11 protein-coding genes are annotated in these 14,629 nt (G+C 54.6%); 10 read left to right on the plus strand and 1 reads right to left on the minus strand.

Annotated elements, in window-relative coordinates:
• Positions 1–5: 5 nt before the first annotated feature.
• Positions 6–1,271, minus strand: a complete 1,266-nt coding sequence (locus ACEWZM_RS20200; RefSeq protein ID WP_414008291.1) for an FAD-dependent oxidoreductase — start codon at positions 1,269–1,271, stop codon at positions 6–8.
• Positions 1,272–1,365: 94 nt separating this feature from the next.
• Between ACEWZM_RS20200 and ACEWZM_RS20205 the strand changes: the two genes are divergently transcribed.
• The 10 genes from ACEWZM_RS20205 to ACEWZM_RS20250 all read left to right on the plus strand — a co-directional run bounded on the left by ACEWZM_RS20205 (position 1,366) and on the right by ACEWZM_RS20250 (position 14,604).
• Positions 1,366–2,442: a hypothetical protein gene (locus ACEWZM_RS20205; protein WP_414008292.1), complete on the plus strand. Its 1,077-nt coding sequence runs from the start codon at positions 1,366–1,368 to the stop codon at positions 2,440–2,442.
• A gap of 15 nt (positions 2,443–2,457) precedes the next feature.
• Positions 2,458–3,057, plus strand: a complete 600-nt coding sequence (locus ACEWZM_RS20210) for a peroxidase-related enzyme (RefSeq protein WP_414008293.1) — start codon at positions 2,458–2,460, stop codon at positions 3,055–3,057.
• 75 nt (positions 3,058–3,132) lie between these two features.
• Positions 3,133–3,804, plus strand: a complete 672-nt coding sequence (locus ACEWZM_RS20215) for a GntR family transcriptional regulator (RefSeq protein WP_414008294.1) — start codon at positions 3,133–3,135, stop codon at positions 3,802–3,804.
• Between the two features lie 124 nt (positions 3,805–3,928).
• Positions 3,929–5,428 (plus strand): ABC transporter substrate-binding protein, encoded by a 1,500-nt coding sequence (locus ACEWZM_RS20220; protein ID WP_414008295.1) that lies wholly within the window; start codon positions 3,929–3,931, stop codon positions 5,426–5,428.
• Positions 5,429–5,447: 19 nt separating this feature from the next.
• Entirely contained in the window at positions 5,448–6,401 is a 954-nt protein-coding gene (locus ACEWZM_RS20225) for an ABC transporter permease (RefSeq protein WP_414008296.1), read from the plus strand.
• Between the two features lies 1 nt (position 6,402).
• Entirely contained in the window at positions 6,403–7,293 is an 891-nt protein-coding gene (locus tag ACEWZM_RS20230) for an ABC transporter permease (RefSeq protein ID WP_414008297.1), read from the plus strand.
• Positions 7,290–9,302 carry a dipeptide ABC transporter ATP-binding protein gene (locus tag ACEWZM_RS20235; protein WP_414008298.1) on the plus strand — a complete coding sequence of 671 codons (2,013 nt, stop codon included), beginning with the start codon at positions 7,290–7,292 and terminating at the stop codon, positions 9,300–9,302. Before ACEWZM_RS20230 ends, ACEWZM_RS20235 begins: the two co-directional genes overlap by 4 nt.
• 51 nt (positions 9,303–9,353) lie before the next feature.
• Entirely contained in the window at positions 9,354–11,759 is a 2,406-nt protein-coding gene (locus ACEWZM_RS20240) for an FAD-dependent oxidoreductase (RefSeq protein WP_414008299.1), read from the plus strand.
• 98 nt (positions 11,760–11,857) lie between these two features.
• On the plus strand, positions 11,858–13,381 hold the full coding sequence (locus ACEWZM_RS20245; RefSeq protein ID WP_414008300.1) for a trimethylamine methyltransferase family protein: 1,524 nt from the start codon (positions 11,858–11,860) through the stop codon (positions 13,379–13,381).
• A 161-nt stretch (positions 13,382–13,542) separates the two neighbouring features.
• On the plus strand, positions 13,543–14,604 hold the full coding sequence (locus ACEWZM_RS20250) for a GlxA family transcriptional regulator (RefSeq protein ID WP_414008301.1): 1,062 nt from the start codon (positions 13,543–13,545) through the stop codon (positions 14,602–14,604).
• Positions 14,605–14,629 lie beyond the last annotated feature (25 nt).

A 14,629-nucleotide genomic window follows, 5' to 3' on the forward strand; every position in this document is an offset into this window, starting at 1 on the left:
ACCCCTTAATGCAGCCAAGGGTAGGGGCCGATACCGGCGTCGTCGATCAGTGCACCGGACTCAAACCGATCAAGCGAGAAGGGCGCAAGCAGATCGGAGACCTGTCCGCTGGCCAAAGTAGCCGCCATTTCGTGGCCGACAGCGGGCGTTGCTTTGAACCCAGCATATCCCCATCCCGCATTGATCTTGAGCCCTTCAATTGGCGAGTTACCGATGATGGCATTGCCATCCATTGTCATGTCTGCTGTGCCCGACCAGTGCCGCATCAATCGTAGTCGTGTGAGAAATGGAAACATCTGCACCGCACGGGCCAAAGTATCCTCGATAGTGCTGAAGGCACCGCGCCTGGCTGTAGAGTGAACACCGTCGGTCATTCCACCAAGAACCAGTTCCCCCTTATCGGTCTGGCTGACATAAGAAAGCCCGGCATTATAGTTGACTACGCAATCAAGCACCGGCTTGACCGGCTCGGTTACGAAGGCTTGCACATTAACGGGTGTGACGGGCAGGGGAAATCCTGCCAAATCCGCCAGCCGGGCCGAAGCACCTGCAACCGAAACCATCGCCTGATCGCATGAAACCTTTCCCATCGCGGTCTCTACCGCATTTAAACGACCGTTTCGGATGTCGAACCCGATGACCGGGCAGTTCTGAAAGACATGCACGCCAGAGGCCGCGGCCTTCCGCGCAAATCCCCACGCCACCGCATCATGCCGGACGATACCGCCTTTCTCCTGCACGAGCGCGCCCGAAACAGGAAACCGGTCATCTGATGAAAGGGAGAGTTGCGGTACTCGGGTCCTGAGTTCATTCCGTCCAAGAATGCGAGCATCTGCACCGCGCAAGTTCATGGCATTGGCGCGTAGAACAAAGTGTTCAAGCTGACCATCCGAATGGGCCAAATCAACATAGCCCCTCGGTGAATACATAAGATTGAAGTTCAACTCCTGACTGAGATCGGACCAAAGGTCCAACGCTAGATTTTTCAGTCCGAAACTTGCTTCAAGTAGATAATCCGACCGAACGATTGCTGTGTTTCTCGCAGTGTTTCCACCACCCAGCCAACCGGCTTCGAAGACGGCGACACTTGAAATTCCTTGTTTTTTGGCAAGGTAATAGGCAGTCGCCAGCCCATGCCCCCCGCCTCCGACAATTACAATGTCATAGCTGGGAAGTGGATCGCAGTCTGGCAGTATTTTCTGCCATCGACGATGTCCGCTTAATGCGTGCCAGGCCAGCGAAAACCCGGAATATCTGGTTTGCTTTTGCATCGTGTGACGGCTTACAGTTTTTGAAAGTTTCATTTGAACTGTGATCACAGATTGTGCATATCTTGTTCGGAGTCAATTGCTTTCTGGAGAGGGTATGGGTGAAATCGTAATTCGGGACAGCGTGCGAAACCTGCTTGTTCAATGTGCAGGAGCACAAGAGAATGATCGTGTTCTGGTGGTTGGTGAGGCGGGCTCAAACACGTTTTTTGAACCGCAGTTAGCGATAGACTTCGCGCGTGAAGCAACGGAAATAGGGTTCCGAGCCTCGCATATTTTGGCGGAGCCGGTTGTCTCTGCGCAGGAGTTTCCCACCACTGTTGCGGCGGCCATGGCCGAGGCGGACATTACGGTGTTCTTCTCCCGGCTTGGCGACCAAGTTCGATTTCTTGCCAGTCCGGGCAAGGGCGGCAAGGTGATGAGCTACGCACTAACTCGACGGCATATGGCGTCGGACTTTGGCGCGACAGATTTTGCTACGACCGAATATATACTCGAGCAACTTCTGGAGGTGATCTCAAGCGCCTCTAGCTATCGCATATTCAAAGCAAACGGTACTGACCTGGTCGGTGAGATACGAAATAGCAGCGAAGAAACCGATCTGATCCCATTTTCACTCAAGCTTTTCCCGACAATGATCTTTCCGCCGATCGGGTTTCGCAACCTGAGCGGAACACTATTGGTTGAGGATTTTACGCTGTCTACTTCGACGCGCGCCTATCAAAACAGCGTGTTGATGATGACTTCACCCGTGAAATTGACCATCGAGAGCGGGCGGATCGTAGCTTTCGAAGGCGAGACGGAAATGATCGCGGCATTGAAGGAACAGTGTCGCCGCGCTGCGTCGATCACCGGCGGTGACCCATTCCGGTTAAACTCATGGCACACAGGCGTGAACCCATTTACGTTTTTTGAGGGTGATCCCTTTGCTAACCTTGAGCGGTGGGGCACAGTCGCCTATGGCTCGCCTAGATACACGCATATTCATGCCGCCGGGCAGGATCCTGGCGACTTATCCTTTCAGCTCTTTGATGCCAGCATCGCCTTTGATGACGAATGGATCTGGAAAGATGGGCGTTTTGTGTTTCTTGATCGCGAAGACATCCGCGACATGCTTGACAAGGCAGGGCAGGGGCACCTCACATCGGATATTCGCTATGACATTGGAATCTGACGAGGTCGGGCGAACATGACAAAAGAAAAAGTAGCTTGGGTTAGCTGGGTAGCAGAGCAAGATGCGACGGGCGAATTGGCCGAGGCCTACAAAGCCGTGACCATGAGCGACGGGCAGGTCGAGAACCTTTACAAAGCCATGTCGCTCACGCCACGTGTGATCAAACCGGCGGACGAACACTACCTGGCACTTCTTCACGACCCGGCCTCACCTCTAAAGCCGTGGCTGGCAGAACTTGTCGCAACCTATGTGTCGATCCTCTGCGGCAGTCAGTATGCCGCGTTGAACCACGGCGAGAATTTCGAACATTACTTTGGCGACCGGGACGTATCGGGTCGGATACTCAACGGGCTTCGTTTGGGTCATTACGAATACGCGCTCACTGAGGATGCACGCGCGTCGCTTACATTCACCAAGAAGCTGAGCTTGACGCCAGGCGAGATGTCACAGCAAGACATCAACGCGCTGCGTCACGCCGGGCTTTGCGATATCTCGATCAGCTACATTGCTCAGATTGCTGCTTCTTTTGCTTACTGGGCGCGGATCACCAACGCGCTCGGGATTCAACCTGGTGAGCAAATCGGTCTGTCTGGGAGACCTTTGAGCCAAGAATGAATTGGCTGAATTTGTCTGCTGGCGCAATGGCCTCTAGTGTAAGGCCGAGAAACTTCATTTGTTGTGGTGCGACTCTTGAGTATAGCGAAACTGGAAAATGCGAACCTAGGCGAAAAAATCTACGAAGATTTGCGCCTAAGACTAATTGTGGGCGATCTCGCGCCTGATGACCGTCTTTCGATTCGGAAACTGGCGGATGAGTTCAACGTCTCAACGATGCCGGTGCGTGAGGCGCTAAAGCGGCTTGAAACGGAAAAGGCCCTTGTTGGATCGGCAAAGCGTGCCTATCGCGTCCCTGATATTTCTGCTGAAGATGCCGAAGATTTGTTCTTTGTGCGCGCCACACTTGAGGGGGCTGGAGCGGAACGCGCAATTTCTTTTCTGACCAGTGCTGATTTGGAACGCCTTCGTCGGTACGCATCGAAGATGGATGATGCTTGGAGCAGGTTTGACGCACACGATTTTCTATTGAACAATTTTCATTTCCATTCACTGATTTACCAGTCGACGCGCAACTCAGATCTGAGCGAGATCGCCGAGACACTCTATGCACGCAGTGGGCCCTGGCTGGGCCGTGCCATTCGAGAATTCGCTGAACAAAAGGATTGGGCCAACGAGCATCACGACATCATTGATGCATTCGAAGCTGGAGACGCGAAACGAGTGCGTGAGCTGATTGAATCCGATGTAAATTGGGGCTCCACATATTTCAGTGAACGCGAGCGACGGGCCGTGTCCGATGGGTGAAGATTAGGCGCTTGCAAATCTGAGATCACAGATTTTCTTGACTCGATTGGCAGACTGAGGCAGCTTCTGCACAAATAAATGTGTGATCACAGATTGGGATCACACGCACAATAGGGAGCTAGCGATGAATGACATCTCAAAATTTTTAGCCACCACTGCACTATGCGCGTCGGGGATGATCGGTCTGTCGGCGCAATCGGCTTATGCGGAGAAAGTACTCCGCTTTGGACACCCGGTCGGAATGGGCGGAGCCGAAAGTATGGATCCGATCGGCACGAACCGGTTCTACTATGCCGTCATCATTGCTCAGAACAAGCTGGTCCGCATCGCCCCTGATGGACGTCCCGAGGCATCCCTTGCGGTCAGCTGGGAGGCTTCAGAAGATGCCAAGAACTGGACTTTCAATCTTCGCGAAGGGGTGACCTTCCACGACGGTAGTACTTTTGATGCCGCCGATGTGGTCGAGCAGTTCAAGCGGATCAAGGATCCAGCCAATGAATCACCTCTCGCTTCTGCTCTCGAAATTGTCGAGACTGTCGAAGCTGTCGATGATCATAAGGTCATCTTTCACCTCAACAATGCCCATGCGGATTTCCCTCTATTGCTCACTGATTATCGTGTGCGGATGATCCCATCCGAGTCCGGAGCAACTATCGGTGATACCGGCATTGGCACCGGTCCGTTCAAACTAGATACGCTCGATCCCGAAGGCACAACCGTACTAGTTGGCAATCCCGATTATTGGGAAGGCGCGCCCAAGTTGGACCGTATTGAAATTATCGGCATCCCGGATGCACAGGCGCGTGTACAGGCCATGCTTGGAGGGCAGATCGACTGGATTTTGTCCGTGAACGCGCAGCAAGCTCCGCTTTTTGCCAATAACGACAGTTTCACATTGCAGTCTTACTCAGCGGGCGATTGGAAGGGCATATCCTTCGATGTACGCGAAGCGCCATTCGATGATCCTAAGGTGCGCAAAGCCCTGCGAATGGTCGTCGACCGGAAAGCGATGGCCGAATTGGTCGTCGGCCCGAACGGTGGCACAGTCAGCTGTGACAATCCGGTCTTTCCTGCGGACCAGTACCGGGCTGAACAAAGCTGCCCGCAGGATATTGAAGGGGCAAAAGCTCTATTGGCTGAAGCTGGCTATCCAGACGGCATCGACATTGAAATCAGCACGTCGAATTTGGACCAACACTGGGTCAATATTGCGGAGGTTTACCAGCAGCAAGCGGCCGCTGCGGGCATCAATGTTTCGATCAACATGGAACCGTCCGACGGCTACTGGAGCGATGTCTGGATGAAACATCCAGCCTTCCTCTCCTGGTGGAGCTCACGCCCCGCTGATCAAATCCTGAATGAGGCCTTCCGAGGCAGCGCGTCTTGGAACGAGTCGCGTTACAGCAACCCGGAATTTGACGATAAGCTCGACGCCGCGCGGCGTGCTCCGTCGTTCGAAGAGCGGGCTGCGCTTTATGGCGATGCTCAGACGCTTCTATGGGAAGAAGGTGGCACACTAATTCCGTTCCACTTGAACATTACTCGCGTGCTCGCTGAAGGGGTTTCCGGATTTGATGAGATAGACGAACAGCACACCCGCTGGCATCTTGTCGGTAAAGAATAAGCCTTTCCGGTAATCTAATGTGCTGAATCTACTTCTTAAAAGACTGGTCCTGGCGGCCATCACCATCGCGATCGTAGTCACGATCGTGTTTCTGGCGGTCGAGGCGTTACCGGGGGATGCCTGTACATCCTTCCTGGGGCGGGCCGCTAAGGGCAATAGGCTGTTGCTTTGCCAAGAGGAATTTGGGTTGAATCGCCCGGCCTTTGAACGATTTGTCGAGTGGATCGGTGCTGCCCTGCACGGAGATTTAGGCCAATCGATGGCACGCAAAGATACCGTTACAGAATTGGTCGGCATCAGATTGCGGAACACTCTTTTGCTTGGACTTTCAGCCTGTGCACTCGGCGTGCCGCTTGCAATTATGCTGGGTACCGTCTCTGGCCTTTGGCGCGACCGACCACTGGATATCGGTCTTTCCACTTTCGCAATTGTCGTCATGACCATTCCCGAGTTTGTCATGGGGACCATTCTAATCCTTATCTTCTCGATCTGGCTGAAATGGTTGCCCGGCATTGTCATCACCCGACCGGCAGCCCCACTGGGTGAATTCCTGGGTGACATCATCCTGCCAGTGATTGCTCTGGCGGGCATCATGACGGCCCATATCATGCGTATGGTTCGCACCAGCGTCATTGACGTAATGAACAGCGAGTACATCAAGATGGCTAAACTCAAGGGCGTCCCATACTGGGCGATGGTCCGGCGCCATGTGCTCCCCAACGCGCTGGTTCCAACCATCAACCTAATAGCTCTGACCATTGCGTGGATGTTGGGTGGGGTCGTGGTGATCGAGGTTGTATTCAACTACCCCGGTATTGGCCGGTTGATCGTCGATGCCATTGGCGATCGAGACCTGCCCCTTGTACAGGGAATCGCTCTGGTTCTCGCGAGCATTTATGTCGGACTGAATCTGGCTGCCGATATCTTGACACTGATACTCAATCCGAAACTAAGAACAATGAAAGGTCACTAGGATGAGTGTCGAGGCCACCGAAATCGACTTGCGCCCGCGGCTTCACATTCAGTTCCTACGCGTGCTTGCAGCGATGTGGCGACAGCCTTCGGGGAAGGTGGGGCTCACACTCCTGTCAGCTCACCTGTTCATTGCTGTTTTTGCGGGCGTGCTGGTCACGCATGATTTTGCCATGCAGGACGCCACAGCGATCTTTGCCAAACCAAGTGCCGAGCACTGGCTGGGGACCGACAATCTGGGGCGCGACGTTCTTTCGCGCACATTGCTTGGAGGGCGTCCGGCTCTTATTACAACATTCTTCGGGACCATGCTGGCACTTTTGCTTGGTGGGTTTCTCGGAATTTTTCTAGGCTTTATCGGCGGTACGGTAGATGACGTTGCGATGCGGGTTGTGGATGCATTCCTAGCGATCCCCTGGCTGCTTCTCCTTCTGCTCATTATCGCAATTTTTGGCACCGCCACTATTGTGATGATCCTGACTCTTGGGATTCTCTATGCGGTGGCAATCATCCGTATCATCCGCGCTGGCACGCTCGACGTGGTGGCCCAGGATTACATCACCGCCGCCCGCACACGTGGGGAACGCAGTGTGACAATCGTGGTGAGGGAGTTGTTGCCCAATGTGCTGGATGTGGTCTTGGTCGAAGGCGCGATGCGCTGGAGCTGGATGCTGCTAACTTTCAGCGCGCTGTCGTTCCTCGGGTTCGGTGTCACCCCGCCGACGCCAGACTGGGGATTGATGATCGCGTCGTCGCGGAACTTCATGTCGATCTCGGTTTGGCCTGTGATCGCGCCAATGATCGCGCTCAGCACGCTAATCGTTGGGTTAAATCTCTCTGCAGACGCGCTTGCCAAGGCATTGGGTGTCGACCGTGCGAGGATCGGCGGGTGAAAGTTTCGGACAATCTGCTTCAAACACAGGATCTGCGCATCGGTATCCCGATGAACGATGCTTCATTCAATATCGTCAGCGGAATCGACATGGCAGTCCAACGTGGTGAATCCATTGGACTTGTTGGAGAATCCGGCAGTGGAAAGAGCACGATTGCTCTTTCGATGATGGGCTATTTGGATACAGGGCTACATGTTCTGCAGGGTTCGTCGAGTTTTGATGGGGCGTCAGTCTTTGACCTGCCTTTGGCAAAGCTGCAGAAGCTGAGAGGAGGGCGGCTCGGCCTAATCCCGCAAAATGCAGGACAAGCCCTTTCACCCAATCTCCGCATCGCTGCACAGCTGACCGAGGCACTGGAACTGCATTCCGATATCACTGAAGCCGATCGCAAAGCGCGCATGGTCGAGCTTCTTAATCATGTGCGTTTGCCTGATCCAGAGGTGATCCTTGACCGCTATCCGCACCAGTTGTCCGGCGGGCAGCAACAGCGCGTCGCAATCGCCATGGCGCTGGCCGGAGAACCAGAGGGGCTAATCCTTGACGAGCCGACAACCGGACTCGACGTAACGACGCAAGCACATATTCTTGAGTTGTTGGCCGAGCTACGTGTAGAGCGCAACCTGGCGATGGTCTTCGTCAGCCACGATCTGGGCGTGATCGCGCGTGTCTGCACACGTGTAGTAGTGCTATATGCCGGCGCAATCGCCGAGGATGGCCCAGTCGGAGATGTGCTGCGCAATCCTATTCATCCCTATACGCGTGGACTGATAGCATCGATTCCCAAGCTGTCAGAGGTCGCTATTCCAGCCTCGATGGAGGGGCGCCCACCTTCTCCCGGCGACCGGGAAGGTGGCTGCCTATTCGCGGCGCGTTGTGCGCATGTAACAGATATCTGCCGGGTCGAAAAACCCACTGAACAGGCAGAGGGATGTGGTCACATCGTGCATTGCCATAATGCCGAGTCTATCGCCCGAGATGCTGCGTTGCCATCGTCAACACGCCGCGAACACGTCAAGGCCGGATCGCCGATCATTTCTTTGGATGGTGTCCAGATCCGCTACGACAAACCGGGATGGATTGAGAGAGTGATCGGGAAGCCAAGGCCGACGCCGACCTGTGACTGGATCGACTTGTCTATCTGCGCGGGTGAGACAGTGGGGCTGGTCGGCGAGAGTGGTTCTGGGAAATCGACGATCCTTAAGGCAATATCCGGCCTCGTACCGCCAAGCGAGGGGAGTATCTATGGTCCAGATGGTCAGGTGCTGCCGCATTCACTAGACGACAGGACCGGCGAGCAGAAACGTCGCATTCAGATGATTTTCCAAAACCCCGACGCCTCACTGAACCCGCGTCAGACCGTCGAGGAAATCATAAGTAGCCCTCTGAAGCTCTACGAAAACTTGACCGGCCGGGCCCGGCAGGATCGCGTGGTTGAGCTTCTTGATCAGGTGCGGCTTGGTCCGTCCTATCTGCGCAAACTGCCGACACAGATGAGTGGAGGTGAGAAACAACGGATCAGCATAGCCCGTGCTTTTGCTGCACGCCCAGACCTGATCCTGTGCGATGAGGTGACTTCGGCGCTAGACGTTTCAGTTCAGGCTGCCGTGCTGAATCTGCTGGTCGATCTTCAGGCGAAAACTGGTGCGGCGCTTTTGTTCGTCAGCCACGATCTTGCGGTGGTTCGGGCCATATCTGATCGCGTGATGGTTCTGTACCAAGGCAGAATGTGCGAAATGGGCCCAACGGAGGATGTCTTTGGAGCACCATACCATCCGTATTCGTCACTACTGCTCAATGCTGCTCTGGAACCGGACCCAGACAAAGTGCCGACGCTTCTGGCCGACGATACGACCGAATTGTCGCCGCCAGTACAAGGATGTCCTTTTCAACGACGCTGCGCGCGCCGCATCGGTGACCTGTGCGACATGGAACGCCCCGGCAACACCTTAGGCGAAGGAAGTTTGCATGATATTCGCTGTCATCTGAATGAGAGTGATTTGAGGGGTTGATTGGAATTTTTTCTGACTTTAAATCTGTGATCACAGATTGGGAATCCAAGCATGACTGATATTGATACAACGGCAAGAGTAGTAGTGATCGGCGGCGGCGTCGTTGGATGCTCAATCCTATATCATCTAGCCAAAAACGGCTGGAGTGACGTGGTGTTGCTGGAACGCCAAGAGTTAACATCTGGCTCGAGTTGGCATGCGGCGGGTGGGCTATTCACCGTTGTTCGACCCAACGCTTCGGCCGAGATGCATCGCTATACTTTTCAGATCTATCGCGAGTTGGAAGAAGTGCATGGACAGCACTGTGGATTCCATTTCACTGGCGGCCTGAACATCTGCCGTACCCAAGACGAGATCGATTCGAATGCAATGATGCAGAGCGCCTGTCGGAGGCTTGGGATCGAGGGGCACTTTATTTCTTTGAAAGAAGCAAAGGCCAAGGCACCAATTCTTGATACCTCTCAGATGATTGCTGCGTTCTGGGAAGACGAGGGCGGTCACGTTGATCCGGCTTCGGCCACCAACGCATTTGCAGGCGCAGCGCGCCTGCTGGGCGCGACGATACACCGGCACACCCCGGTCACAGCCACCAATCAGCGGGTGGATGGGACATGGGATGTGATTACGGAAAAAGGCACGATCCATGCGGAGTATGTGGTAAATGCCGCCGGCCTTTGGGGACGTGAAGTGGCGAGGATGGCGGGGATAGAACTGCCATTGATGCCTGTCGAGCATCAGTACCTTGTGACAGAAGCCATCCCGTTGATTGAGAACCTCGGGTTCGAATTGCCCCAGATCAACGACAACGAAACCGGCTGCTATGCGCGGCAGGAAGGCATGGGCCTGCTATTGGGCGCTTATGAGGACAAGATGCGGCATTGGGCCAAGGATGGAACACCGCTGGATTTCGGACATGAACTGCTGCCTGATGACCTCTCTTGCATGGAATGGAATCTCGAGCGATCGGTTGAGATCATGCCTTGTCTAGGAGAGGCGGGTGTGAAGCGGGTGATAAACGGGCCAATGATTTTTTCTCCGGATCTTGGACCATTGATCGGTCCGCATCCGGCTCTACGGAACTATTTCTGCGCCAATGGCGTTATGGCGGGTTTCAATCAAGGCGGTGGCATCGGTCGTGTCTTGGCCGAGTGGATTGTCGGCGGAGAACCAGAGATCGATATTTTCAATTGGGACGTCGCGCGGTTCGGAGCCTTTGCGACGCAGAAATACACCGAGGAGTTGACCCGGTACTTCTATGAAAATCGATCCGAGAAGGTCTTTCCCTATCAGAGCTTCCCGGCTGCTCGCCCGCAGGCCAAATCACCAGTACATGATCGGCTGATCGAAGCGGGGGCGGTCTTTGGCACGGGGTTTGGGCGAGAACACGCCACTTGGTACGCGCCAGAAGGGACCGAACCTGTCGACAGCCTGACTTACCGCCAGCCAAATTGGTGGGGTCCTGTGGCCAAGGAAGGCCAGGCCTTGCGAAGTGGTGCAGGTTTGTTTGAATTCTCCGACATGGCCAAAATCGAGGTCACAGGTCCAAATGCTGCGGCTTGGCTTGATCGGATCATGGCCAACCGGCTCCCGAAACCCGGGCGGCTCTGCCTGTCACCAATGCTGTCGGAGAAAGGTCGGGTGATCGGTGATTTCACCATCTCGAACCTTGGTGATCGCTACTTAATCATCGGCACCTACGCGATGCAGCTGGCCTATCTGCGCCATTTCCGACGGTTCCTGCCCGTCGAGGGTGTGACCGTAACAAACCTTTCGGATGTTTTGGCGGGCCTGGCACTGGCTGGACCTAACGCTCAGAGCATTATGGCTGAGCTAAGCGACGAGCGTATGGAAACGGAGTTCTTTCGGTTCATGGACGCAAAGAAGATTACGCTGGCAGGGGTGAAAGAAGTCGTCGCTCTGCGCGTTTCTTACACTGGTGAGGCGGGGTATGAACTCTACATGCCCCTTGACCAGCAGCGCAAAATCTTTGACGCGCTGCGCGGAGAAGGGGCCGCTCTCTGCGGCTTGCGTGCTCTGATGATGCTAAGGTTGGAAAAAAGCTACCCGGCCTGGGGATCAGAGATCACTAGCGACTACTACGCTCATGAGTGTGACATGATGAACCACGTCAAGTCTGACAAAGGCGAATTTATCGGTCGCGAAGCGGTATTGAACTATGGTCCTCCGCGCGAACGGCCGGTCACGCTAACTGTGGAGGTAGGAGGGGATGCAATCTGGGGGGATGAGGCGATCTTTCTTGATGGATCTCTTGTTGGCTATGTCTGTTCGGGTGGTTGGGGGCCTGTAGTGGAAAAGCACATCGCCCTTGGGTATGTTGTTCCTGAGGGGTATCGCGAAGACGGTGACTACGCGGTGGAGATCCTTGGGACATTGCGCAAAGCCAAGCTGGCGCCGCAGCCGCTTTATGATCCCACCGGAAGCCGAATGCGCGCGTGATATGAGGATCTAGGAAATGACAGACATCATTCATTCTGAAACCTGGGCCGGAACGGCGAGAAGGAAGTTCACCTTTTCGCAACTGAACCAGGAGCCACATGATGTCCAGACGCCGCCGTTCCACCCGCCAGCCACGTAATACGGGCTTTTCCCAACGTCCCTTTTCCGAACTGCGCAATCCCATACCGCCGGTCGAGCTTATTTCAGCAGATCAGGTCGAGACAATTCACGAAGCAAGTCTGAAAGTCTTGCGCGACATTGGACTTAAGGTCGGCAGCGCTGTTGCACTTGATCTGCTCGCGCAGGCAGGCGCAAATGTCGAGCACGACACCGGCCGGGTCCGTTTTGACCCCTCCATGGTCGAAGAGATGCTGATTGGCATTCCGTCGGAATTTACCATCCACGCACGCAACCCGGATAAGACGGTTACGGTGGGTGGCAATTCTTTGACGTTTGCCACGGTCTGCGGGCCATCCTTTGTGTCCGACCTGGATCGCGGTCGCCGGGCGGGCACTCTCGAAGACATGCATAATTTTGTGAAGCTTTCGGCGTCACTCAACGTGTTCCACCACGAAGGTGGTTCGGGGTGCGAGCCATTGGAGCTGCCACCAGAAACTCGGCATCTGGACATGATGCTTGCCCAGACCACGCTTTGCGATAAGGGCTGGCAACCTTGCTGGCTCAATTCTGCGCAGCGGGCTCGAGACTGTATCGAAATGGCTAAGATAGCTTTGCAGACCGATGATGACGGCCTTCGGGCACGGCCCGGCATTATAGGCGGGATTAACACTAACTCTCCGCTCTTACTGGATGACAGCCAGGCTGAGGGCCTCATCGAGTTCGCCCGCGCCGGCCAGCCCATACATGTAACACCCTTCACTCTGGCCGGGGCAATGAGTCCGGCCACCATTGGCGGTTCGCTGGTTCAGCAGAACGCCGAGGCGCTGGCGGGGATCATCCTCGGCCAGGCAGCGGCACGGGGTGCACCGGTTTTTTACGGGCACTTCACCTCTAATGTGGACATGAAAACTGGCTCACCCGCCTTTGGAACCCCAGAATACGCGCAGTCGGTGCTGGTATCGGGACAGATGGCGCGTCGCTATGGTCTGCCGATCCGTTCGTCAAACACCACCGCTTCTGCTTGTGTCGACGCCCAGGCAACATATGAGTCTGACATGTCGATTAACGCCTGTGTTCAGGGTCATATCAACGTGATGATGCACGCAGGCGGCTGGCTGGAGGGCGGACTGACTTGTTCGTTCGAAAAACTGATCCTGGATGCAGAACTGCTGCAAATGCAGTCGGCACTTTTAGAACCAATCGACCTGTCCAGCGACGCCATCGGTCTCGATGCGATTGCAGAAGTCGGTCCTGCAGGTCATTTCTTTGGAACTGCCCATACGCTCGCACGGTATGAGACCGCATTCTACAACCCGATCCTGTCGGACTGGCGCAACTATGAAACCTGGCGCGATGACGGTGGCAAAACCGCGACCGAGCGAGCAAACGCGATCTGGAAGCAATTACTTCTCGAATATGAGAAGCCGCCGATCGACCCCGCCGTGGAAGAAGAGCTGGAAGCCTATGTCGCACGTCGCAAGCAGGAAATCGCTGCAGCGTAGAGGGCTTGGACAACGGCGAAAGACCTGCATACGACGGACAGCTCAAACCAAAAAAGTGGCGAACCTGCCGTTATTCTAGGACCACCCTCAGCAAAGGAAACGTGTCGATTGCTTTCGGAGGATGCTTCGGGGATCGCAATGCACATCAGCGGGTTGAGTTAATGAACCAACATGTTTCAATGCAGAAATCAAAGCGCCAAGACCAACAACACGGGCGATGCTTTGATGTTGCCATTCTACTCACAGAGCGGTTTTCTCTTCTAAGCCTAGCATCACTGACGGATGTGTTTGAATCGGTCCAGACCGCGTCACCGTCTGACTATGTGAATGTCTCACTCCTGACAGCGTCCGGTAAGATCATTGGTTCGCATTCGAATGTTAAGATTGTGCCCGACGGCAGACTGTCTGACTACTATGCGAACGAAAAAAGCTTATCCAAACCTGACCTGTTTATTGTGTGTTCCGGTAAGCAGTTATCGGAACCCGACGAAGGCAACTTACTGGCTTTGACTCGTTGGTGCCGGGTCACTGCGACACCGCTCTGTGTCATCGGCGCAGCCATACGAACCATAGCCCAGTCGGGCCATATCACCAGAGGCACTGACCACTGGAGCCGAATTCCCGTCAACCGCGAGACCTGTCCAGAGGTTGAATTTGAAGAGTGCATCTTCGTGTGCGACAGAAAACTTGTGAGCTGTTCTGGCGAACTGGGGGCGATGGACTTCGCACTGAATTGGGTGGAAGCCAACGTCAACGCCAAAGTCGCCGACTGGACACGCAATAATCTTCTTTTGCAATCGGTGCGAAATCCAGAGAGGAAGCAGACCTGTACGATCGCAGATCGATACCGAGGTATCCCAAGAGTTCTGGAAGCTGCAATCCAGATGATGGTTGATAACTTGGAAGAACCACTTCCGATCAGGGAAATCGCTGACGTATTGGGCACTTCAACCCGCCAACTTGAGAGACTGTTTAAGCGTGACTTGGATACTTCTCCGCTGAAATTCTACCGAGCTCAACAACTGGAACTGGGACGGTGCTTGATTGAGGATTCCAACATGCCTGTATCGGAGATTTCAATCGTTTGTGGGTTCCAGTCCTGTGCTTCCTTCGCGAAGTTGTTCAAAAATAGGTTTGGCAAAACACCAAGCGAATACCGGCGGTCCAGGACTTGCACAGAACTTTGCATACCTAAGTCAGATATTGGTCGGCCGACACTGTAGTCAAAAATATATGGAGTTCTCGCGT

The sequence above is a fragment of the Phaeobacter cretensis genome, from assembly GCF_047372505.1.
In the GTDB taxonomy this organism is placed as follows: domain Bacteria; phylum Pseudomonadota; class Alphaproteobacteria; order Rhodobacterales; family Rhodobacteraceae; genus Phaeobacter; species Phaeobacter cretensis.